The organism is Microbacterium halophytorum (assembly GCF_002970975.1).
GTDB classification, from domain to species: domain Bacteria; phylum Actinomycetota; class Actinomycetes; order Actinomycetales; family Microbacteriaceae; genus Microbacterium; species Microbacterium halophytorum.
This window is the reverse complement of sequence record NZ_PNFA01000005.1, coordinates 306,123-329,447: the sequence shown is the minus strand read 5'-3', so window position 1 is coordinate 329,447 and position 23,325 is coordinate 306,123. Positions and strand designations below refer to the sequence as shown.

The following is a 23,325-nucleotide window of genomic DNA, read 5'->3' as shown; positions in this document are numbered from 1 at the left end:
TGAAAGCACGTCGGATGCGGAATCGCCACTGGACATGCCGAAGAAAGTCGGGTATCGTCGACAGTTGCGCTTCTCGGGTTCTCCCGTGCCTTCATATGGTGGTCGGTCGGGAACCTCGATCCTCGCAGATTGCGGCGAGTCGATCGGGTACCGGATCCGGGCGCACCTCACCTGTCGACAAGGAATCTAGCAGTCCGCACACGCTGCGGGCTCATGGAGGTCATCCCCTTGGCTGCTGCGCGCAACAACGCATCCACCAATCCGAAGAACGGCCGCGGCGCATCGCGTCGGTCGTTCGCGAAAGTCAACGACACGCTGACCGTCCCCGATCTGCTCGCACTGCAGACGGAGTCGTTCGACTGGCTCGTCGGCAACGACGCGTGGCGCGAGCGCGCCGCCGACGCGAGCCGCAACCAGCCGGAGCAGAGCGGCCTCGAGGAGATCTTCGAGGAGATCTCGCCGATCGAGGACCTCTCCGAGACGATGCAGCTCTCGTTCGCGAACCCCTACCTCGAGCCCGAGAAGTACTCGGTCGAAGAGGCGAAGGAGCGCGGCAAGACCTACGCGGCCCCTCTGTACGTCGAGGCCGAGTTCATGAACCACCAGACCGGTGAGATCAAGACCCAGACGGTCTTCATGGGCGACTTCCCGCTGCAGACGAGCGACGGCACCTTCGTCATCAACGGCTCCGAGCGCGTCGTCGTCTCGCAGCTCGTCCGCTCGCCCGGCGTGTACTTCGACAAGACGCCCGACAAGACCTCCGACAAGGAGATCGTCTCGGCCCGCGTCATCCCGAGCCGCGGCGCCTGGCTCGAGTTCGAGATCGACAAGCGTGACCAGGTCGGCGTGCGCATCGACCGCAAGCGCAAGCAGCCCGTCACCGTCTTCCTCAAGGCGCTCGGCCTGACCACCGAGGACATCGAGCGCGAGTTCGAGGGCTTCTCGTCGATCGAGGAGACCCTGGCGAAGGACACGATCCTCACGCAGGAAGAGGCGCTTCGCGACATCTACCGCAAGATCCGCCCGGGTGAGCAGGTCGCGGCCGAGGCTGCGCGCAGCCTCCTCGACAACTTCTACTTCAACCCGAAGCGCTACGACCTCGCGAAGGTCGGCCGCTACAAGCTGAACCAGAAGCTCGGCCTCGCGACCGACATCAGCGCCTCGACCCTGACGGTCGAGGACATCGTCGCGACCGTCAAGTACCTCGTCCGCATGCACCGCGGCGACGAGACCTTCGAGGGCGTCAACAAGTCGGGCGAGATCGTCGACAAGCGCATCGGCGCCGACGACATCGACAACTTCGGCAACCGCCGCATCCGCGCCGTCGGCGAGCTCATCCAGAACCAGGTCCGGACGGGCCTGAGCCGGATGGAGCGCGTCGTGCGCGAGCGCATGACGACGCAGGACATCGAGGCGATCACGCCGCAGACCCTGATCAACGTGCGCCCCGTCGTGGCCGCGATCAAGGAGTTCTTCGGCACGAGCCAGCTGTCGCAGTTCCTCGACCAGAACAACCCGCTCTCGGCGATCACGCACAAGCGCACGCTGTCGGCGCTCGGCCCCGGCGGCCTGTCGCGCGAGCGCGCGGGCGTCGAGGTCCGCGACGTCCACCCGTCGCACTACGGCCGTATGTGCCCGATCGAGACGCCGGAAGGCCCGAACATCGGCCTGATCGGCCGCCTCGCGACCTTCGGCCGCATCAACGCGTTCGGCTTCATCGAGACGCCGTACCGCCGCATCGTCGACGGCAAGGCCTCCGACCAGATCGACTACCTCACGGCGGCCGACGAGGAGAGCCTCAACATCGCCCAGGCGAACGCCAAGCTGAACGCCGACGGTTCGTTCGCCGAGAAGCAGACGCTGGCCCGCGGGCGCGACGGCGAGGTCGACCTGATCGACGTCGCCGACGTCGACTACATCGACGTCTCCCCGCGACAGATGACCTCGGTCGGAACGGCGCTCATCCCGTTCCTCGAGCACGACGACGCGAACCGCGCCCTCATGGGTGCGAACATGCAGCGCCAGGCGGTTCCGCTGATCGAGAGCCGCGCTCCGTTCGTCGGCACCGGCATGGAGGGCTTCGCGGCCGTCGACTCCGGTGACTCGATCATCGCCGACAAGGCCGGCGTGGTCACCGAGGTCTCGGCCGACACGATCGTCCTGCAGCTCGACGAGGGCGGCACGCAGGAGTTCTTCCTGCGCAAGTTCGACCGCTCGAACCAGGGCAACAGCTACAACCAGCGCGTCGTCGTCTCGGCGGGCGAGCGCGTCGAGGTCGGCCAGATCATCGCGGACGGCCCGTCCACCGAGAACGGCGAGCTCGCGATCGGCAAGAACCTCCTCGTCGGCTTCATGTCGTGGGAGGGCCACAACTTCGAGGACGCGATCATCCTCAGCCAGAACCTGGTGAAGGACGACACCCTCACCTCGATCCACATCGAGGAGTACGAGGTCGACGCCCGCGACACCAAGCTCGGCAAGGAGGAGATCACCCGTGATCTCCCGAACGTCAGCCCGGACCTGCTCAAGGACCTGGACGAGCGGGGCATCATCCGGATCGGCGCCGAGGTCCGCCCCGGCGACATCCTCGTCGGCAAGGTCACGCCGAAGGGCGAGACCGAGCTGAGCGCCGAGGAGCGCCTGCTCCGCGCGATCTTCAACGAGAAGAGCCGCGAGGTCCGCGACACCTCCCTGAAGGTGCCGCACGGCGAGCAGGGCACGGTCATCGCCGTCAAGGAGTTCGACGCGGAAGAGGGCGACGACGAGCTCGGCTCGGGCGTCAACCGCCGCGTCGTGGTCTACATCGCCCAGAAGCGCAAGATCACCGAGGGCGACAAGCTCGCGGGCCGCCACGGCAACAAGGGCGTCATCGCGAAGATCCTGCCCGTCGAGGACATGCCGTTCCTCGCGGACGGCACGCCGCTCGACATCGTCCTGAACCCGATGGGCATCCCCGGCCGAATGAACTTCGGTCAGGTGCTCGAGACCCACCTCGGCTGGATCGCCAGCCAGGGCTGGAAGGTCGAGGGCAACCCGGAGTGGGCGATCCACCTCCCGGACGAGCTCCGCGAGGGCGAGCCGGGCGCGAAGGTCGCGACGCCGGTGTTCGACGGCGCGCACGAGGCCGAGATCGCGGGTCTGCTCGACTCGACGCTCCCGACCAGCGACGGCGAGCGCCTCATCGACAGCAGCGGCAAGGCCGACCTGTTCGACGGCCGCACGGGCGACCCGTTCCCCGCACCGATCTCGGTCGGCTACATGTACATCCTGAAGCTGCACCACCTGGTCGACGACAAGATCCACGCGCGCTCGACGGGCCCGTACTCGATGATCACCCAGCAGCCGCTCGGTGGTAAGGCGCAGTTCGGCGGTCAGCGCTTCGGTGAGATGGAGGTGTGGGCCCTCGAGGCCTACGGCGCCGCGTACGCTCTGCAGGAGCTGCTCACGGTGAAGTCCGACGACATCCTCGGCCGCGTCAAGGTGTACGAGTCGATCGTCAAGGGCGAGAACATCCCCGAGCCCGGCATCCCCGAGTCCTTCAAGGTGCTCATGAAGGAGATGCAGTCGCTGTGCCTGAACGTCGAGGTGCTCGCGGCGGACGGCACGGAGGTCAACCTCCGCGACACCGACGACGAGGCCTTCCGCGCCGCGGAGGAACTCGGCATCAACATCTCCTCGCGCTTCGAGTCCGCCTCGATCGACGAGATCTGAACCAGCCAGCCGACTTCGAGAATTCCAACAGGAGAGTCAATTGCTCGACGCAACTACTTTCGATGAGCTTCGCATCGGCCTGGCCACCGGCGACGACATCCGTCGCTGGTCGTACGGTGAGGTCAAGAAGCCCGAGACGATCAACTACCGCACCCTGAAGCCCGAGAAGGACGGCCTGTTCGGCGAACAGATCTTCGGCCCCTCGCGCGACTGGGAGTGCGGCTGCGGCAAGTACAAGCGGGTCCGCTTCAAGGGCATCGTGTGCGAGCGCTGCGGCGTGGAGGTCACCAAGAGCTCCGTCCGCCGCGAGCGCATGGGTCACATCGAGCTCGCCGCTCCCGTCACCCACATCTGGTACTTCAAGGGCGTGCCCTCGCGCCTCGGCTACCTGCTCGACATGGCGCCGAAGGACCTCGAGAAGGTCATCTACTTCGCCGCCTACATGGTGATCTCGGTCGACGAGGATGCGCGCCACCGCGACCTCTCGACGCACGAGAACAACCTGCGCCTCGAGATCAAGGCGCTCGGCGACCGCCGCGACGCGCGCATCGCCGAGAAGATGCAGAAGCTCGAGGACGACCTCGCCGCACTGGAGGCGGAGGGTGCCAAGGCCGACCAGAAGAAGAAGGCCAAGGACGCCGCCGAGAAGGAGATGGCGACGATCCGCAAGCGTTCGGACGAGTCCATCGCGCGCCTGGAGCGCGTGTGGGAGGAGTTCCGCACGCTCGAGGTGGGTCAGCTCAAGGCTGAGGACGACGTCTTCCAGGAGCTGCAGGACCGCTTCGGCCAGTACTTCGAGGCGCTCATGGGCGCCGAGGGCCTTCAGCGCCGTCTCGCGGAGTTCGACCTGGCCGCTGAGGCCGAGTCGCTCCGCCTGCAGATCGCCGAGGGCAAGGGCCAGCGCAAGATCCGCGCGATCAAGCGCCTCAAGGTCGTGCAGTCGTTCCTCGGCTCCGGCACCTCGCCGGCGTCGATGGTCCTCGACGTGGTCCCGGTGATCCCGCCGGAGCTGCGCCCGATGGTCCAGCTCGACGGCGGTCGCTTCGCCACGAGCGACCTGAACGACCTGTACCGCCGCGTCATCAACCGCAACAACCGCCTCCGTCGCCTGATGGACCTCGGTGCTCCCGAGATCATCGTCAACAACGAGAAGCGCATGCTGCAGGAGTCGGTCGACGCCCTGTTCGACAACGGCCGCCGCGGCCGCCCCGTCACCGGCACGGGCAACCGCGCGCTGAAGTCGCTCAGCGACATGCTCAAGGGCAAGCAGGGCCGGTTCCGCCAGAACCTGCTCGGCAAGCGCGTCGACTACTCGGGCCGTTCGGTCATCGTCGTCGGCCCGCAGCTCAAGCTGCACCAGTGCGGCCTGCCGAAGCAGATGGCGCTCGAGCTGTTCAAGCCGTTCGTGATCAAGCGCCTGATCGACCTCGGTCACTCGCAGAACATCAAGGCGGCCAAGCGCGCCGTCGAGCGCACGCGCCCCGAGGTCTGGGACGTGCTCGAGGAGATCATCCGCGAGCGCCCCGTGCTGCTGAACCGCGCACCCACCCTGCACCGCCTGGGCATCCAGGCCTTCGAGCCGCAGCTCGTCGAGGGCAAGGCGATCCAGCTCCACCCGCTCGTGTGCGCGGCGTTCAACGCCGACTTCGACGGTGACCAGATGGCCGTGCACCTGCCGCTGTCGGTCGAGGCCCAGGCCGAGGCCCGCGTGCTGATGCTCGCGTCGAACAACATCCTGAAGCCGTCGGACGGCCGCCCGGTGACCCTGCCCAGCCAGGACATGATCATCGGTCTGCACCACCTGACGACGCTCGTCGAGGGTGCGAGCGGCGAAGGCCGCGCGTTCGGCTCGGTCTCGGAGGCGCAGCTCGCCAAGGACGAGGGCACCCTCGACCTGCAGGCGAAGGTCCGCATCCGCATCCCCGGCCTGACCTTCCTCGAGGGCCAGGCTCCGGAGGGCTACGAGAAGCACGGCCTCGTCGACACCTCGCTCGGCCAGGCGATCTTCAACGGCAACCTGCCGAAGGGCTACCCCTTCGTGCGGGAGCAGGCCGACAAGGGCAAGCTCAGCCAGATCGTCAACAAGCTGGCCGAGGAGTACCCGAAGACGGTCGTCGCCGAGACGCTCGACAACATCAAGGACGCCGGTTTCTACTGGGCCACGCGCTCCGGCGTGACGGTCGCCCTCTCCGACGTGCTCACGCCGCCGGAGAAGGCCGGGATCGTCGCCGAGCACGAGAAGCTCGCCGCGAAGGTCAACTCGCAGTACGCGAAGGGTCTCATCACCGACGGCGAGCGCCGCCAGGAGCTCATCCAGGTGTGGACCGAGGCCACGGACAAGATCCAGCAGGCCATGCGCGACAACTTCCCCGAGGACAACACCATCAACCGCATGGTGTCGTCGGGTGCGCGAGGCAACTGGCTGCAGATCCGGAACATCGCCGGTATGCGCGGCCTGGTGAACAACCCGAAGGGCGAGATCATCCCGCGCCCGATCATCTCCTCGTACCGCGAGGGGCTGTCGAACGCGGAGTACTTCATCGCCACGCACGGTGCCCGAAAGGGCCTCGCCGACACCGCTCTGCGCACGGCCGACTCCGGTTACCTGACGCGTCGTCTCGTCGATGTCTCGCAGGACGTCATCATCCGTGAGGACGACTGCGGCACGTCGAAGGGCCTCGAGTACACGATCGCGGCTCCGGATGCGGACGGCACGCTGGTGAAGGACGCGAACGTCGAGAACTCGGTGTTCGCCCGTTCGCTCGCGGCCGACGTCGTGGCGGAGGACGGCACCGTCCTCGCCGAGGCGGGCCAGGACATCGGCGACCCGATGATCGAGAAGCTCGTCGCCGCCGGCGTCGAGAAGATCAAGGTCCGCTCGGTGCTCACGTGCGACTCGGCCGTCGGCGTCTGCGCGCAGTGCTACGGCCGCTCGCTCGCGACCGGCAACCTCGTCGACATCGGCGAGGCGGTCGGCATCATCGCCGCCCAGTCGATCGGTGAGCCGGGCACGCAGCTGACGATGCGCACCTTCCACACCGGTGGTTCGGCCTCGGCTGACGACATCACGCAGGGTCTGCCCCGCGTGCAGGAGCTGTTCGAGGCGCGCACCCCGAAGGGCGCATCCCCGATCGCGGAGGCCGATGGCCGCATCACGATCGAGGAGACCGAGAAGCAGAAGAAGATCATCCTCACGCCCGACAGCGGCGACGAGGTGCACTCCTACCCGGTGCTGAAGCGTGCGACTCTCCTCGTCGAGGACGGCGACCACGTGAAGGTGGGCCAGGCCCTGCAGGTCGGCACGCTGGATCCGAAGGAGATCATGCGCGTTCAGGGCGCCCGCGAGGTGCAGAAGTACCTCGTCAGCGGCGTGCAGGGCGTGTACGGCTCGCAGGGTGTGCCGATCCACGACAAGCACATCGAGGTCATCGTGCGCCAGATGCTGCGCAAGGTCACCGTCGTCGACCACGGCGAGACCGAGATGCTGCCCGGTGAGATGGTCGACGTGAAGCGCTACCAGGAGCTCAACCGCGCCGCGGTCGCCGAGGGCAAGCGCCCCGCGTCGGGCCGCCCCGAGCTCATGGGCATCACGAAGGCCTCGCTCGCGACCGAGTCGTGGCTGTCGGCCGCGTCGTTCCAGGAGACGACCCGCGTCCTCACGGAGGCGGCCCTCCAGGGCAAGCGCGACCCGCTGGTCGGCCTGAAGGAGAACGTCATCATCGGAAAGCTGATCCCCGCGGGAACCGGCCTTTCGAAGTACCGCGACGTCGTCGTGGAGGCGACGGAGGAGGCGAAGAGCGAGCGGTACCCCAACCGCATCTTCGCCTCGGACGGCGCCTTCGCCGACGGCGACTACGGGTTCGTCGACTTCGACGCGTTCTCGTCGGACGACTTCACGACGCCCGGGCAGTACAACTGATTGAGGCGAGAGAAGAGCGAGCTCGCTCGCTCTTCCGAGCCGATTGAAGTTGTTGAGCGGAGCGACAACTGATTGAGGCGAGAGAAGAGCGAGCTCGCTCGCTCTTCCGAGCCGATTGAAGTTGTTGAGCGAAGCGACAACCAAAGCCCTCCCCAGCTGAGGCAGCGCTTGAACGGCTCCGGATCTTCGGATCCGGGGCCGTTCGTCGTTCCGCGGTCTCGATCTGCGCACGGAACCAGGCTTCGACGCGCGGAACGCCTGAGGCGTTCGATACCCTTTGGCATCGTCAGTTCGATATTCCTGGGGGGACACACCGACATGACGGATCCGAGAGACGTCGCGCCCGAAGATGACGGCGCGCAGGGCACACAGCCTGCGGCCGAGGGGGCTTCACACGCTCAGGCACCGCCGCCCGCAGGTGGGGCGGGGGAAGAGTCGGTCGTGCCGCAGGGCGCATACCCGGAGGCATCGCAGCAGCCTGCTCACGCGTATGCGGAGGAGCCGCGGCCGGGCACCGACGCGTACGCCGTACAGGCGGGTGCCTACGCCACGGCGCCGCCGCAGGCGGGCCCCTACGCCGGGGCCGTGCCGCCCCGGCCCTCCTCGCCGTCCCTGCTTGCGGCGAAGGAGCCGTGGCTCGCAGCGCTCATCCATGTGGGCCTCGCGCTCGCGGGCGCCGTCGCTTCGAGCGCGCTCGTCGTCCTACTCGGCGTCATCGGTTTCGGCACGCTCGACGACCAGGACGTCGCTTCTGCGGTCTCGTCGCAGTGGTTCCCGCTCATTGTGCAGTTCCTGGGCGCTGGGTTCTTCGGCGCCTTCGACACCACGGTCGCGGCGATGGGGGTCACCGTCACCGCGAGCCTGTTCTTCGTGCCGCTGCTCGTGCCGGTGGGGGCGGGCCTCGCCGTGCTCCTGTTCGGCCGGCGCGCCGCACAGCCGCTCTCCCTGCCGCCGCTGTGGCGCGCTCTCACAGCGGGCATCGCCGGCGCGATCTTCGCGGCCGTCGTGCTGATCCTGCAGCTCGCAGCGCCCATCTCGATCGCGGTGCCGGAAGCGCCGTCCGTCGACATCCGCGCCGTCAGCGCGATCAGTGTCATGTTCGGCATCCTCATCATCGCGGGCGCCGTCTTCGTGTCGCTGAGCCCGCGTGGCGCGACGCGCGGCAGGTGGCGCTCCGGTGCGCTCCAGGCGGTGGAGCACCTCGGCGGTGTCGGCGCGCTGATCGGGCTCGGCCTGTTCACTGCGGCGCTCGTGAACGTCGATGGCGGCGCGGGCGCGCTCGTGCTGTTCGCGCCGCTGCTGCTCCCGATGCTGGCGGCGGAGGGCACGGGCATCGGCGCCTTTTCGGCGGTCTCCACGACGGTTCAGGGCGATGTCGAGAACTACCTTCCCGTCGATCTCCCCGCCTACAGCTTCACGACGTTCTCTGATGCTCTCCCGCTCTGGGCGCGCGTCGTCATCCCTGTCGTCGCCGTCCTCGCCCTCCTTTTCGCCGCGCTGCGCTGGCGCGTGCGGCGGGGAGCGGTGAACGATGTCGCGGGGTGGTTCGTACTGCCCGTAGGCTACGCGGCGCTCGGCATTCTCGTCATGGTCGCCGGCCGAATCTCCGTCACCGCGGCGTTCGGCGGCGACAGCGGCATCCTCGGCGCATTCCTGGGCGAGGAGTCCATGGGGATGGCCGCAGCCATCGCACCAGCGCCGTGGACCTTCGTGCTGTTCGCGGTGTTCGGTGCTGCCGTTGAGGCGCTTTCCCGATTCGTCGTGCCGGCCGCTGCGCGCACGCTGCCCTCCGGCCTGCTGCGTGCGCTCGCCTTCGGTGCGGCCGCTGCCCCGGCCGCGGCCGCGGTGCAGCCGGCTCCGACCGTTCGGCCGCAGCCGGCCGACTACGCGGCCGTTGGCTCTGCGGCGGGTGGGGCCGAGCAGTCGCCGGATGCCGCGGTGGCCGAGCGGTTGGACCCGCTCGCCGCGTCGGCGCCGTATCCGCCCGCGCAGACGGCGGCGTACCCAACCGCGGGCGCCGCGGCATACGATTCCGCGCAGTCGCAGTCGCAGTCGCAGTCGCAGTCGCAGCCGGCGCCACCCGCGGATGATCCCTTCCAGAAACTGCTCGCGGGGGAGGAACGCCAGCCGGTCAGTCGGAAAGCCAAGACCGCGTGGATCGTCGCTGGAGGCTCCGCGCTGGTCATCGTGCTGTTGGTCGCCGGCGGTCTGATCGCCCACGGCTACCTCTCCGGCACGAAGTACTCGCCCCAGGCGAAGGCCGAGAAGTACCTCGAAGCGATCGTCGACGGCGATGCCGACGAGGCGCTCGAACTGTGGGCGCCGAACGTCGAGAGCGCGGATCGCGTGCTGCTGCGGGATGACATCTATGCGGCGGCAGAGAACCGGCCGACGGAGTACGAGGTCGGCGACGTCGCGGAGATCGAAAGGACCGATACGGTGGAGGTCGCCGCAACCCTCACGGTCGACACCAAGAAGTACGACGTGTCGTTCACGCTCGAGAAGGCCGGCTCGGCCGACGTCGTCTTCGACGACTGGCGCATCGTGGCGGGGCCGGAGCAGACGATCGCTGTCGGTGACGTGACGAAGGTGACGGCGGTCAACGGCGTCGAGGTCGATCTCTCGCAGGTCTCGGGCGCCGCGGGGGCAGGCGAGGACGGCTTCAGCGAAGGGCAGTTCAGGACCCTGCCGGTGCTGCCGGGCGACTACGTGTTCGCGGCGCCGAAGGCCGACGGCGTGTTCAGCTACGGGGAAGACCAGACCGTGACGGCGTTGCCTGGCGCGAACGACCTGATCGAGGGTGTGAACCCGGAGGATCTGGGCCTCATCTCGTTCACGGCCGACTGGACCGACGAAGCGCAGAACCAGGCGATCGCCCAGGTGCAGCAGCGCATCGACGAGTGCATGAAGTCCGACCAGTTCGTCCCGAAGCTCTGCCAGAACAACCTCACGATGAGCGAGCCGTTCTTCATGGCGGTCACCGACATCAAGCGCTCCTGGGACACCGAACCGAGTCTGCGATTCGAGACGCGCGAGGACGGCGACTACGTCGTCGTCGACGGCGGCGAGCTGCGCTTCGACTACAAGGAGCGCTACTCGGAGGACGACGAGTGGGAGGCTGATGACACGGTCGACAGCGCGCCGTTCGGCTGGACGGGGGCCTCGGTTCCGGTCGCGGCGACGGAGGACGGAGACGTGGAAGCCGACTTCTCCGACTTCTGAGGCGGCGCACGAGCGGGTCCCTATCGGAACACCCATCCCGGTAGTCGCCCACCTGAACGCAGGGGCTGCCGCTATCGGGGCGCACCGGCTCCGGCGCGACCGGCGCGTGCCGGGCGTGGCAGCCCTCGAGCCCGCGACGCGCCGCACACGCGGCGAGGCGCCGCGGTGCGGGCGCTGGGCCGGGTTACGCTCGCCGCGTGGGGACCACCCCGCCGTGAGGAGTGCGTGTGATGAGTGACGCCAAGGGCGAGAACGACGACCCGACGACCGGCGAGCCCATCGAGGCCGCCGCGGGGGAGGAGACCGGCGCGGCGCGCGCCGGTGCTGCGGACGACGCCGCGGCCCAGGAGGCTGCCGCGGACGACGCGACCCGCGCCGTGCCGATGGCCGACGCCCCCGACGATGCGACCCGCGCCGTTCCGACGGCCGACGCGGCCGACGATGCGACGCGCGCTGTGCCGACGGCCGGGGACGACGCCCCGACGGGCGCCGCCGACGATGCCGCGGGTGCGGCAGCCGGCGCCGCGGCGCCCTTCGACGCGGCGCGGAAGGAGCCGGCGCCCGAGACGGCGACGTATGCCCTCGATGACGCGGACGCTCCGCACGCAGAGGGAGCGCGGGCGGAGGGGGAGGCCGGAGGCATCGCGGGCGAGCCCGCCGAGGATGCGCCCGCCGCGGAGGTCGACTACGCCGCGCTGGCGGCCGAGCTCGAGGAGTTCGAGGCCCGCCAGGCGGGAGCGGCGGGCGCCGCGCCCGCCGCGCACGCCGCGGAGGAGCGGAACTCGAGCGGCTGGTTCGACCCTGCCCCCGACACGTTCCGCGCGACCGAGCCCGGTGAGGACTCGCCGACCGAGGTGATCGCCCCTCCCGGAGCCCCCGACGCCGGTGAGACCGCCGTGCTGCCGCAGGCGGGGGATCAGTCCGAGACCGCCGTCATCACCCCGAGCGAGCCCACGGCGCAGACCACGGTCGCCGCGGCCGGAGCCGGAGCGGGGAGCGCCGCGGCCGGCGCATCCGATGGCCCGCACAGCGACGCGATCTTCGAGACCTTCGAGCCGCCGCGCAAACGGGGCAACCGCGTCGCGGCCCTGCTGATCGGCGTGCCGGCGACGATCGTGTTCGCGCTGCTGTACGCGGCCGTCGACCTGCTGTACGGCTGGTTCCAGAACGACGTCCAGGTCGAGACGCTCGTCGACGACCTGGTGCCGCGCATCCTCGAGTTCAGCTTCTGGGTCCCCGTCGCGGTGTTCTTCCTGGCGTTCTGGCTCGTGGGCGTGATCGTGAACCGTGGCCGCGCCGGCTGGTGGGTCGTGCTGGGTTTCGTCGTGGCGGCGGTGACCTATCTCGGCTTCGTGTTCGCGCCCGTCATCGCCTACCCGTTCTGGCTGATGACGCCGAGCGACGCGTCGGCCGCTGTCGAGGCGCTGCTGCTGAACCCCGTCGCGATCGGTGTCTTCATCATCGCCCGCGAGGTCACGGTGTGGTTCGGTGCGTGGGCCGCGGGGCGCGGTCGCAGGATGAAGCGCCTGAACGCCGAGGACAAGGCGGAGTACGACAAGGCGGTCGCGGAGGCCGAGTGAGCTCGGGGCGCGCGTCGCCCGAGCCCAGAACTGCGGTGGGGCGTCGGTCCGGAAGGGTCGGCGCCCCACCGTCGCGTGCGGCGCGCGAGAATGGATCGTGAGGGGTCGAAAGCGGAGGAAGGGGCACCGGATGGGCGCGCAGCACCTGAGCGCCGCAGCGGCCGCGGCCTTCGCGGGCGCGGCCTACGGCGCGCTCCTCGTCTGCGCGGCCGGCGTCGTCACGCTCTGGACGGACGCTCCCGTCATCGACGTGCCCGGCCTCGGGGTCGTGCCCGCCATGCTCGCGGCGGTCGCCGCCGTCTTCGCCTTCGCGGGCGCGCTGCACAGGGCCGTACGCCCGCCCCGCCCCGCCTACACGGCGGCGATTGGCGTCGCTCTGACGGCGGCGCTCGCCCACCTCGTTTCGCTGTGGCTGTTCGCCGTCCTGCTCGGGTCGGGGCTCGGCGTCGCGGGCGCGGCCGTCGCCGGGTCGGTGACGGGCGGGTTCTCGGTCCTCGCGGCCCTGCTCGCGGCCGCCTGCGCGTGGGCGGGCGTCGCGCTCCGCCGCACGGACGCGGACCGACCTCGTTGGCCGTGGGAGCGCCGCGGCGAGTAGCCGCCGCCGTGCCGCATCGGGCCTCGTCCTGCGCCCGCCGCCCCGCCGGGGAGCGGCGGTGCGTGACGGGCCGCGGGGCGCGCACTACCCTGGGCGCATGGAGGAGCGGTCGCTCGAGACGCAGGTGTCGCAGGCTGTCGACGCCTGGCTGCGCTGGCTGCCCCGGTGGCAGCCGGCGACGCATCGCGGCCGCGTCGCGCCCTGCCGTCGCTGCTACGGGTCGCCCGTCCTCGAGGCCGCCGGCCTCGGGTCCGACGTGCCGCACGGCGTTCAGCACGGGCTCTCGACCCGCGTCAAGACGATCATCGACCGCCACGTCGGCCGCTACACCGAGCTGAACCTGCCGATGCTGCAGGCCGAGCTCGACCAGCAGAGCGCGCGCAACAGGGCGCGCAGCTACCGCCCCGATGAGGGGCTGGACCCGGAGCACGAGGGGCTCCCGCTCGATCCGGATCCGCAACCGGGCCAGCCGTTCCTGTTCACGATCGAGGGGCTCGCGAACGAGGCGGCGGGGGAGGTGCCCAGCCTGCCTCCGCTGACCGAGGAGGCGAAAGCGGCGCTGCGGCAGGAGGTCGCCCTGGCCGACGAGTACGCGAACATGGTCGGGCGCGAGGTCTGCCAACTCCTCCTCCCGCACCGGATGCGCATCCACCGTGCCGTCTCCGAATTCGTCGAGCCGCAGGTCGAGAGCATGCTCTCCGACCTCACCCGCTCGCTCGACGCGCCGTTCGACCCCAACGACCTCCGCTGACCGCGGGATCACAACCGTTCAGGTGCCGCTTCCTGTGCGTGGGCGCCGCGCGGCCCGCATCAGGCCGCACCGGAGCGACGGAGAGGGCGATCCGCGCGGCGCTACACCCGCGCGGCCGCCGCGCGCCGCATTGCTTTTGACCCGGCGTGTCATTGCGCGTAGCATGAAGGGGTGTGCGCTTTCGCGCGCGCCCGAACCCGTGCTCGCGCGGGCCGAGGGGGCGTTCGCGGCGCACGCGGGACCGGGCTGCGAACAGCCCACCCCCACGGCATACCCGCCACGCAAGGCTCCCCGGGTCTCCCGGGGCTCCGGCGGGTCCAACGTGAAACATCACGCGCTGTCACCGTGCAGCACTGACAAGGAGAACTAGTGCCAACTATTCAGCAGTTGGTTCGCAAGGGCCGCAAGTCGAAGAAGGTCACGACGAAGGCGCCCGCACTGAAGGCGAACCCGCAGCAGGCCGGCGTGTGCACCCGTGTGTACACGACCACCCCCAAGAAGCCGAACTCGGCGATGCGCAAGGTCGCTCGTGTGAAGCTGCGCAACGGTACCGAGGTCACGGCCTACATCCCCGGTGAGGGCCACAACCTCCAGGAGCACTCTCTGGTGCTCGTCCGCGGCGGTCGTGTCAAGGACCTCCCCGGTGTCCGCTACAAGATCGTCCGCGGTGCTCTCGACACCCAGGCCGTCAAGAACCGTGGCCAGGCTCGCAGCCGCTACGGCGCGAAGAAGGGCTGACCGCTATGCCTCGTAAGGGACCCGCTCCGAAGCGTCCGGTCGTCAACGACCCGGTCTACGGCGCTCCGATCGTCACGCAGCTCGTCAACAAGATCCTCGTCGACGGCAAGAAGTCGCTCGCCGAGTCGATCGTGTACGGCGCGCTCGCCGGCGTCGAGGCCAAGAACGGCCAGGACGCCGTCGCGACGCTCAAGAAGGCGCTCGACAACGTCCGCCCGACCCTCGAGGTCCGCAGCCGTCGCGTCGGCGGCTCGACCTACCAGGTGCCGGTCGAGGTCAAGCCGCACCGCGCGAACACCCTCGCGCTGCGCTGGCTCGTGAGCTACGCGAAGGGTCGTCGTGAGAAGACGATGACCGAGCGTCTCATGAACGAGATCCTCGACGCCTCGAACGGCCTCGGTGCCGCGGTCAAGCGCCGCGAGGACACTCACAAGATGGCCGAGTCGAACCGCGCCTTCGCGCACTACCGCTGGTAACCAGCTGTTCACGCGGGTTCCGGATGATCGGCACGTCCGGTCATCCGGAACCCGCACCGAATCTTCTTTTCTCCTCGACGTAAGGAAACGCCCGTGGCACAGGAAGTGCTCACCGACCTCAAGAAGGTCCGCAACATCGGCATCATGGCGCACATCGATGCCGGCAAGACGACGACGACCGAGCGCATCCTGTTCTACACGGGTGTGAACCACAAGATCGGCGAGACGCACGACGGCGGCGCGACGACCGACTGGATGGAGCAGGAGCAGGAGCGCGGCATCACGATCACGTCTGCTGCCGTCACCTCCTTCTGGGACGGCACGCAGATCAACATCATCGACACGCCGGGTCACGTCGACTTCACGGTCGAGGTCGAGCGCTCGCTCCGCGTGCTCGACGGCGCCGTTGCGGTCTTCGACGGCAAGGAGGGCGTTGAGCCCCAGTCCGAGACGGTGTGGCGCCAGGCCGACAAGTACAACGTGCCCCGCATCTGCTTCGTCAACAAGATGGACAAGCTGGGCGCGGACTTCTACTTCACGGTCGACACGATCGTCAACCGCCTGAAGGCGACCCCCATCGTCATGCAGCTGCCGATCGGCGCTGAGAACGACTTCGTCGGCGTCGTCGACCTGCTCACGATGCAGGCCTACGTCTGGCCGGGCGACGCCAAGGGCGACGTGACCATGGGCGCAGAGTACGAGACCCGCGAGATCCCCGCGGACCTGCAGGACAGGGCCGAGGAGTACCGCCAGAAGCTCATCGAGCAGGTCGCCGAGGCCGACGACGCGCTCCTCGAGAAGTTCTTCGGCGGCGAGGAGCTCTCCGTCGACGAGCTCAAGGCCGGCATCCGCAAGCTCACCGTCGCCGGTGAGGCCTTCCCGGTCTTCTGCGGCTCGGCGTTCAAGAACCGCGGCGTCCAGCCGATGCTCGACGCCGTCGTGGACTTCCTGCCGTCGCCGCTCGACGTGCCCGCGATCGAGGCGCACGACCCGAAGGACGAGGAGAAGATCATCGAGCGTCACGCCGACGCCGACGAGCCCTTCGCCGCCCTCGCCTTCAAGGTCGTCTCGCACCCGTTCTTCGGTCGCCTGACCTACGTGCGCGTCTACTCGGGCCGCCTCGACTCCGGTGCCCAGGTCATCAACTCGACCAAGGGCAAGAAGGAGCGCATCGGCAAGATCTTCCAGATGCACGCCAACAAGGAGCAGCCGGTCGACTCGGTCACCGCTGGCCACATCTACGCCGTGATCGGCCTCAAGGACACCACGACGGGAGACACGCTGTGTGACCCGTCGTCGCAGGTCGTCCTCGAGTCGATGACGTTCCCCGAGCCGGTCATCGAGGTCGCCATCGAGCCGAAGACCAAGGCCGACCAGGAGAAGCTCGGCGTCGCCATCCAGAAGATGGCGGAAGAGGACCCGACGTTCCGCGTCGAGAACAACCCGGAGACCGGTCAGACGACGGTCAAGGGCATGGGCGAGCTGCACCTCGACATCATCGTCGACCGCATCAAGCGCGAGTTCAAGGTCGAGGCCAACGTGGGCAAGCCCCAGGTCGCCTACCGCGAGACGATCCGCCGGGCCGTCGAGCGCCACGACTACACGCACAAGAAGCAGACCGGTGGCTCCGGCCAGTTCGCGAAGATCCAGTTCAAGCTCGAGCCTCTCGAGGTCGAGGGCGACAAGGTCTACGAGTTCGTCAACGCCGTCACCGGTGGCCGCGTTCCGCGCGAGTACATCCCGTCGGTGGACGCGGGCTTCCAGGACGCCATGAACGTCGGCATCCTCGCCGGGTACCCGATGGTCGGCGTGAAGGCCACCCTGACGGACGGCCAGTCGCACGACGTCGACTCCTCGGAGATGGCGTTCAAGATCGCCGGTTCGATGGGCTTCAAGGAGGCCGTCCAGAAGGCGAGCCCCGTGCTGCTCGAGCCGCTCATGGCCGTCGAGGTCCGTACTCCCGAGGAGTACATGGGCGACGTCATCGGCGACCTGAACTCGCGCCGCGGTCAGGTCCAGTCGATGGAGGACGGCCAGGGCGTGAAGGTCGTCTCGGCGCTCGTTCCGCTGTCGAGCATGTTCGGCTACATCGGCGACCTGCGCTCGAAGACCTCGGGCCGCGCCGTGTACTCGATGGAGTTCCACAGCTACGACGAGGTCCCCAAGGCCGTCGCCGACGAGATCATCCAGAAGGGCAAGGGCGAGTAATCGTCCTGCCCCTCCGGCTCGGGGCGGGTCGCGGAATCCGCCGACCCGCCCCGCACAAAACTTCACACTGACTGTCTATTAGACTGAAACAACCCATGTAGCAGGCCGGTCGCAATCCGGTGACCGGTGCTGTTACTCGACCGTCCTAGGAGGACACAGTGGCCAAGGCCAAGTTCGAGCGGACCAAGCCGCACGTCAACATCGGTACGATCGGGCACGTCGACCACGGCAAGACGACGCTGACCGCAGCCATCTCGAAGGTGCTGGCGGAGAAGTTCCCGTCGGACGTCAACGTGCTGCGCGACTTCGGCTCGATCGACTCGGCTCCCGAGGAGCGCCAGCGCGGCATCACGATCAACATCTCGCACGTCGAGTACGAGACCGAGAAGCGCCACTACGCGCACGTCGACGCCCCGGGTCACGCCGACTACATCAAGAACATGATCACGGGTGCCGCCCAGATGGACGGCGCGATCCTCGTGGTCGCCGCGACCGACGGCCCGATGGCCCAGACCCGTGAGCACGTCCTGCTCGCGAAGCAGGTCGGCGTTCCCTACCTGCTCGTCGCCCTCAACAAGTGCGACATGGTCGACGACGAGGAGATCCTGGAGCTCGTCGAGCTCGAGGTCCGCGAGCTCCTCAGCTCGCAGGACTTCGACGGCGACAACGCTCCGGTCGTCCAGGTCTCGGGCTACCAGGCCCTCCAGGGCGAGGAGAAGTGGGTCGACTCGATCCTCGAGCTCATGAAGGCCGTCGACGAGTCGATCCCGGACCCGGTCCGCGACCGCGACAAGCCGTTCCTGATGCCGATCGAGGACGTCTTCACGATCACCGGTCGCGGCACGGTCGTCACGGGCCGCGCCGAGCGCGGTACCCTCGCGATCAACTCCGAGGTCGAGATCGTCGGCATCCGCGACACCCAGAAGACCACGGTCACGGGTATCGAGATGTTCCACAAGCAGCTCGACGAGGCATGGGCCGGCGAGAACTGCGGTCTGCTGCTCCGCGGCCTCAAGCGCGAGGACGTCGAGCGCGGCCAGGTCGTCGTGAAGCCGGGTTCGGTCACGCCGCACACCAACTTCACGGGCACCGCCTACATCCTCTCGAAGGACGAGGGCGGCCGCCACAACCCGTTCTACACGAACTACCGTCCGCAGTTCTACTTCCGCACCACGGACGTCACCGGCGTCATCTCGCTGCCCGAGGGCACCGAGATGGTCATGCCCGGCGACACCACGGACATGACGGTGGAGCTCATCCAGCCCATCGCCATGGAAGAGGGCCTCGGCTTCGCGATCCGTGAGGGTGGCCGCACCGTCGGCGCCGGCACGGTGACCAGCATCATCAAGTAATCATCTGATTGCTCGGAAGGGCCCGGATCCTCGGATCCGGGCCCTTCCCGCGTCTCCGAGGGCGGACGGGCGGCGGCCCGGATGGCGGCGATCGTCTCCGCGCCGGCGCGCGTTCCGCTGTGGGTCAGGGGCGACCCATGCCGGCGTACGCCCAGCCGGCGGCGCGCCACGCTTCGGCGTCGAGCGCATTGCGGCCGTCGATCATCACTGGCCGGCTGACGATGCCGAAGGCGCCGGCGGGGTCCATCTCGCGGAACTCGCGCCACTCGGTGACGAGGACGACGGCCTCCGCGTCCCTGAGCGCGTGCTCCGCCGTCGCCGCGTACTTCAGCTGCGGGTGCATGCGGCGCGCGTTCGGCATGGCCTCCGGGTCGTAGCAGCGCACCTTCGCCCCGAGTCCGCGCAGGCGCACCGCGACGTCGAGGGCGGGGGAGTCGCGGATGTCATCGCTCTCGGGCTTGAAGGCGAGGCCGAGCACGGCGACGCGCCGCCCGGCCGGCTCGCCCTCGAACGAGTCGACGACGAGGTCCACGAGGCGCTCCCGCCTGCGCAGGTTGATGCGGTCGACCTCCTTCAGGAACGCCAGCGAATCGCCCAGGCCGAGCTCCTCGGCGCGGGCCACGAATGCCCGGATGTCCTTCGGCAGGCAGCCCCCGCCGAAGCCGACGCCGGCGTTCAGGAACTTCCGCCCGATGCGGGCGTCGTGCCCGATGGCGTCGGCGAGGGTCGTCACGTCGGCCCCCGTGGCCTCCGCGACGTCGGCCATGGCGTTGATGAACGAGATCTTCGTCGCGAGGAACGCGTTCGCGGCGGTCTTCACGAGCTCGGCCGTCGCGTAATCGGTCACGAGCCGGGGGGTGCCCCTGGCCACGAGCGGCGCGTACACCTCGTCGAGGGTCGCGACGCCGTCGTCGCCGGCCGGGCTCACTCCGTAGACGAGCCGGTCCGGCGCGACGGTGTCGCGGATCGCGCGGCCCTCGCGCAGGAACTCGGGGTTCCAGATCAGGCGGGCGCCCGCGCCCGCCAGGCCCTCGGCGAGCCGGGCGGCGGTGCCGACGGGCACGGTCGACTTCCCGACGACCAGCGCGCCGGGACGCAGGTGCTCCCGCAGCGCCGCGAACGCCGCGTCGACGTACGAGACGTCGGCGCCGGCGCCGTGCGCGAGCTGGGGCGTGCCGACGGCGACGAAGTGGACATCCGCGGCCGCCGCGTCGGACATCTCGGACGAGAAGCGCAGCCGGCCCGCTGCGATGCCCTCGCGGAGCGCCTCCGGCAGGCCCGGTTCGAAGATGGGGGACACCCCTTCCGCGAGAGCGCGAACCCGGTCCTCGTCGACGTCGATGCCGACGACATCGTGGCCGAGCGAGGCCATCGCGGCGGCGTGCACCGCCCCCAGGTACCCGCATCCGATGACGGAGATCCGCATCCGTTCCCCTCCCGTTCGCCTGTTCGGGAGGCTAGGCACGCGCGGTGAACCGAAGGGGGCGCGGGGGCGTCCTCGCGGCCGTGGCCGGGTAGCGCGGCGGTGAACCGCGACGCGCCCCGGGCCCGTGGCCTGGGAAGGCGCCGCGAAGCGGATGTGAGGGCGCCGACTTCCGCGTGATTGCGGGGCGCGCGGCGCGACACGCCCGGGTTGCAGCGGGGGTGATCCCAATGGCAGAATAGTCAGGTTCGACATTCCTGCGCCCACTTCGGTGCCGGCGCGGGATCACTGCCAGGGCAGTGCATAGGCGGCGGGCTCCAGCGGAGCCCGCGACGGGCCTAGGCCGCGGGCAGCAGAGCAACCATAACCCCTCGCAGATCGCGCGGTCCGCCGTGCGCGAAGGAGGGGAGGGCGCCCCAGGCGCCCGGCTGACAGCAGAACAGCGGTGCGAAGCGCGAAGCGCTCACGTGCCAGGCACACACCCGTGTGCCGATGTGCGTCCAATGCCCCCAGAGGCACGACGCGAGAAAGAGAGTGAACATGGCGGGACAGAAGATCCGCATTCGCCTGAAGTCGTATGACCACGCAGGTCTCGACTCCTCGGCGCGCAAGATCGTCGAGACGGTCACGCGCGCAGGCGCCCAGGTCGTGGGCCCCGTGCCCCTTCCGACCGAGAAGAACGTGGTGGCGGTCATCCGTTCGCCCCACAAGTACAAGGACAGCCGCGAGCACTTCGAGATGCGCACGCACAAGCGCCTCATCGACATCGTCGACCCGACGCCGAAGGCCGTCGACTCGCTCATGCGTCTCGACCTGCCTGCTGACGTCAACATCGAGATCAAGCTCTGAGGTTCGCCATGGCTGATATCAACACCAAGACGTCCAAGGGTCTGCTCGGCACCAAGGTCGGCATGACCCAGGTCTGGAACGAAGACGGCAAGCTCATCCCGGTCACCGTGATCGAGGTTGCCCCGAACGTCGTGACGCAGGTCCGCACGCCCGAGAAGGACGGCTACAACGCCATCCAGATCGCCGCAGGCGCCATCGACCCGCGCAAGGTCACGAAGCCGCTCGCCGCCCACTTCGAGGCTGCTGGCGTGACGCCCCGCCGTCGCCTGACGGAGATCCGCACCGCTGACGCTGCTGAGTACGCACTCGGCCAGGAGCTCACGGTCGACGGCACCTTCGAGGCCGGCCAGCTCGTCGACGTCGTCGGCACGAGCAAGGGCAAGGGCACCGCCGGTGTCATGAAGCGCCACAACTTCAAGGGTGTCGGCGCTTCGCACGGCCAGCACCGCAACCACCGCAAGCCCGGTTCGATCGGTGGCGCTGCCACGCCGGGTCGCGTGTTCAAGGGCATGCGCATGGCGGGCCGTATGGGCGCCGAGCGCGTGACCGTCCTCAACCTCACGGTGCACGCCGTCGACGCCGAGAAGGGTCTGCTGCTCGTCAAGGGCGCCGTCCCCGGTGCGCGCGGCCGCGCCGTGTACGTCCGCAACGCTGTGAAGGGGGCCTGAGTTAGATGGCTGACTCGACTCTCGCTCTCGACGTCCAGGACACCGCTGGCAAGAAGGTCGGCACCGTCGACCTGCCCGCCGAGGTGTTCGACGTCAAGACGAACATTCCGCTGATCCACCAGGTCGTCGTCGCGCAGCAGGCTGCGGCGCGCCAGGGCACCCACTCGACCAAGCGTCGCGGTGAGGTCTCCGGTACCGGTGCGAAGCCGTTCCGCCAGAAGGGAACCGGTCGTGCCCGTCAGGGTTCGATCCGCCAGCCCGAGCACCGCGGCGGTGGCATCGTGCACGGCCCGAAGCCGCGCGACTACTCGCAGCGCACCCCCAAGAAGATGATCGCTGCCGCCCTCGCCGGCGCGCTCAGCGACCGTCTTCGCGGCGAGCGCATCCACGTCGTCGACTCGTTCGGCTTCGAGGCGCCCTCGACCAAGGCCGCTGCCGGCTACATCGCGACCGCTGCCCCGGGCAAGCGCGTTCTCGTCGTGCTCGACCGCACCGACGACTTCAGCTTCCTGAGCGTGCGCAACCTGGTGAACGTCCACATCGTGACGCCCGACCAGCTCAACGCCTACGACGTGATCGTCTCCGACGACATCGTCTTCACCAAGGCCGCCCTCGACGCGTTCGTCGCGACCAAGGTCGGCGCCACGGAGGAGGTCTCGGCATGACCGCGATCAACAAGGACCCGCGCGACATCATCCTGAAGCCGGTGGTTTCGGAGAAGAGCTACGGGCTCATCGACGAGGGCAAGTACACCTTCCTCGTCGACCCGCGGTCGAACAAGACCGAGATCAAGCTCGCGATCGAGAAGATCTTCGATGTGAAGGTCGCCTCGGTGAACACGATCAACCGCGTCGGCAAGTCCCGCCGCACCCGCTTCGGCACCGGCAAGCGCAAGGACACCAAGCGCGCCATCGTCACGCTGAAGTCGGGCACCATCGACATCTTCACGGCAGTCGCCTGATAGCCGGAAGGACTGAACAGAACAATGGCTATTCGCAATTACAAGCCCACGACCCCCGGTCGTCGCGGCTCGTCGGTGGCTGACTTCGCGGAGATCACCCGATCCACGCCGGAGAAGTCGCTGCTGCGCCCCCTGTCCAAGACGGGCGGTCGCAACAACCAGGGTCGCATCACGACCCGTCACATCGGTGGTGGCCACAAGCGCCAGTACCGCGTGATCGATTTCCGTCGCAACGACAAGGACGGCATCGACGCCAAGGTCGCGCACATCGAGTACGACCCGAACCGCACGGCGCGCATCGCGCTGCTGCACTTCGCGGACGGCACGAAGCGATACATCCTGGCGCCGAACAAGCTCTCGCAGGGCGACGTCGTCGAGTCGGGCCCGAACGCCGACATCAAGCCGGGCAACAACCTGCCGCTGCGCAACATCCCCACGGGTACCGTTGTGCACGCCATCGAACTCCGCCCCGGCGGCGGCGCGAAGATGGCTCGTTCGGCGGGCGCCTCGGTGCGTCTCGTCGCGAAGGACGGCCCCTACGCGCAGCTGCGCCTCCCCTCGGGCGAGGTCCGCAACGTCGACGCGCGCTGCCGCGCCACGATCGGCGAGGTCGGCAACGCCGAGCAGTCGAACATCAACTGGGGCAAGGCGGGCCGCAACCGCTGGAAGGGCATCCGCCCGACCGTCCGCGGTGTCGTCATGAACCCGATCGACCACCCGCACGGTGGTGGTGAGGGCCGCACTTCCGGTGGCCGCCACCCCGTTTCGCCGTGGGGCCAGGCAGAGGGCCGTACCCGTCACGCCAACAAGGAAAGCGACAAGCTCATCGTGCGTCGCCGTACTGCCGGCAAGAAGCGCAAGTAGGAGTCAAG

Annotated in this window: 16 protein-coding genes; 15 read left to right on the top strand and 1 reads right to left on the bottom strand. The window is 68.9% G+C overall.

Going from position 1 to position 23,325, the window contains the following annotated elements:
* The first annotated feature begins 228 nt into the window (after positions 1 to 228).
* The 10 genes from rpoB (at position 229) to tuf (ending at position 18,552) form a co-directional block, all read left to right on the top strand.
* The gene (rpoB, locus tag C0010_RS07150) at positions 229 to 3,711 is read left to right on the top strand and encodes a DNA-directed RNA polymerase subunit beta (RefSeq protein ID WP_105566414.1); all 3,483 of its coding nucleotides are present in this window, start codon (positions 229 to 231) and stop codon (positions 3,709 to 3,711) included.
* A 40-nt stretch (positions 3,712 to 3,751) separates the two neighbouring features.
* Positions 3,752 to 7,630 (top strand): DNA-directed RNA polymerase subunit beta', encoded by a 3,879-nt coding sequence (gene rpoC / locus C0010_RS07145; protein ID WP_105566357.1) that lies wholly within the window; start codon positions 3,752 to 3,754, stop codon positions 7,628 to 7,630.
* A gap of 441 nt (positions 7,631 to 8,071) precedes the next feature.
* The gene (locus C0010_RS07135; RefSeq protein WP_158685352.1) at positions 8,072 to 10,852 is read left to right on the top strand and encodes a zinc ribbon domain-containing protein; all 2,781 of its coding nucleotides are present in this window, start codon (positions 8,072 to 8,074) and stop codon (positions 10,850 to 10,852) included.
* Positions 10,853 to 11,082: 230 nt separating this feature from the next.
* On the top strand, positions 11,083 to 12,432 hold the full coding sequence (locus tag C0010_RS07130) for a hypothetical protein (protein WP_105566354.1): 1,350 nt from the start codon (positions 11,083 to 11,085) through the stop codon (positions 12,430 to 12,432).
* Positions 12,433 to 12,562: 130 nt separating this feature from the next.
* Entirely contained in the window at positions 12,563 to 13,027 is a 465-nt protein-coding gene (locus C0010_RS07125) for a hypothetical protein (protein WP_105566353.1), read from the top strand.
* Positions 13,028 to 13,124: 97 nt separating this feature from the next.
* Positions 13,125 to 13,778 (top strand): spermidine/putrescine ABC transporter substrate-binding protein, encoded by a 654-nt coding sequence (locus tag C0010_RS07120; RefSeq protein WP_105566352.1) that lies wholly within the window; start codon positions 13,125 to 13,127, stop codon positions 13,776 to 13,778.
* A gap of 369 nt (positions 13,779 to 14,147) precedes the next feature.
* Positions 14,148 to 14,516, top strand: a complete 369-nt coding sequence (rpsL, locus tag C0010_RS07115) for a 30S ribosomal protein S12 (protein WP_105566351.1) — start codon at positions 14,148 to 14,150, stop codon at positions 14,514 to 14,516.
* A 5-nt stretch (positions 14,517 to 14,521) separates the two neighbouring features.
* Positions 14,522 to 14,992 (top strand): 30S ribosomal protein S7, encoded by a 471-nt coding sequence (rpsG, locus tag C0010_RS07110; RefSeq protein ID WP_105566350.1) that lies wholly within the window; start codon positions 14,522 to 14,524, stop codon positions 14,990 to 14,992.
* Between the two features lie 93 nt (positions 14,993 to 15,085).
* A complete protein-coding gene (fusA, locus tag C0010_RS07105) occupies positions 15,086 to 17,200 on the top strand; it encodes an elongation factor G (protein ID WP_105566349.1) in 2,115 nt (704 codons plus the stop codon).
* Positions 17,201 to 17,358: 158 nt separating this feature from the next.
* Positions 17,359 to 18,552: an elongation factor Tu gene (gene tuf, locus C0010_RS07100; protein WP_105566348.1), complete on the top strand. Its 1,194-nt coding sequence runs from the start codon at positions 17,359 to 17,361 to the stop codon at positions 18,550 to 18,552.
* A 124-nt stretch (positions 18,553 to 18,676) separates the two neighbouring features.
* Here tuf and C0010_RS07095 read toward each other — a convergent pair whose 3' ends face one another.
* Positions 18,677 to 19,978 (bottom strand): UDP-glucose dehydrogenase family protein, encoded by a 1,302-nt coding sequence (locus C0010_RS07095; protein WP_105566347.1) that lies wholly within the window; start codon positions 19,976 to 19,978, stop codon positions 18,677 to 18,679.
* Positions 19,979 to 20,515: 537 nt separating this feature from the next.
* On the opposite strand from C0010_RS07095, the gene rpsJ reads away from it, so the two are divergent.
* From rpsJ to rplB, 5 genes are read left to right on the top strand one after another with little or no spacing between them, the layout of a single operon-like run.
* Positions 20,516 to 20,824: a 30S ribosomal protein S10 gene (rpsJ, locus tag C0010_RS07090; RefSeq protein ID WP_105566346.1), complete on the top strand. Its 309-nt coding sequence runs from the start codon at positions 20,516 to 20,518 to the stop codon at positions 20,822 to 20,824.
* Between the two features lie 8 nt (positions 20,825 to 20,832).
* Positions 20,833 to 21,492, top strand: coding sequence for a 50S ribosomal protein L3 (rplC, locus tag C0010_RS07085; protein WP_105566345.1), 660 nt, complete (start codon positions 20,833 to 20,835; stop codon positions 21,490 to 21,492).
* A 5-nt stretch (positions 21,493 to 21,497) separates the two neighbouring features.
* A complete protein-coding gene (gene rplD, locus C0010_RS07080; RefSeq protein WP_105566344.1) occupies positions 21,498 to 22,157 on the top strand; it encodes a 50S ribosomal protein L4 in 660 nt (219 codons plus the stop codon).
* Positions 22,154 to 22,453 (top strand): 50S ribosomal protein L23, encoded by a 300-nt coding sequence (gene rplW / locus C0010_RS07075; RefSeq protein ID WP_105566343.1) that lies wholly within the window; start codon positions 22,154 to 22,156, stop codon positions 22,451 to 22,453. Before rplD ends, rplW begins: the two co-directional genes overlap by 4 nt.
* Before the next feature lie 24 nt (positions 22,454 to 22,477).
* The gene (gene rplB / locus C0010_RS07070) at positions 22,478 to 23,317 is read left to right on the top strand and encodes a 50S ribosomal protein L2 (RefSeq protein WP_105566342.1); all 840 of its coding nucleotides are present in this window, start codon (positions 22,478 to 22,480) and stop codon (positions 23,315 to 23,317) included.
* The last annotated feature ends 8 nt before the right edge of the window (positions 23,318 to 23,325 follow it).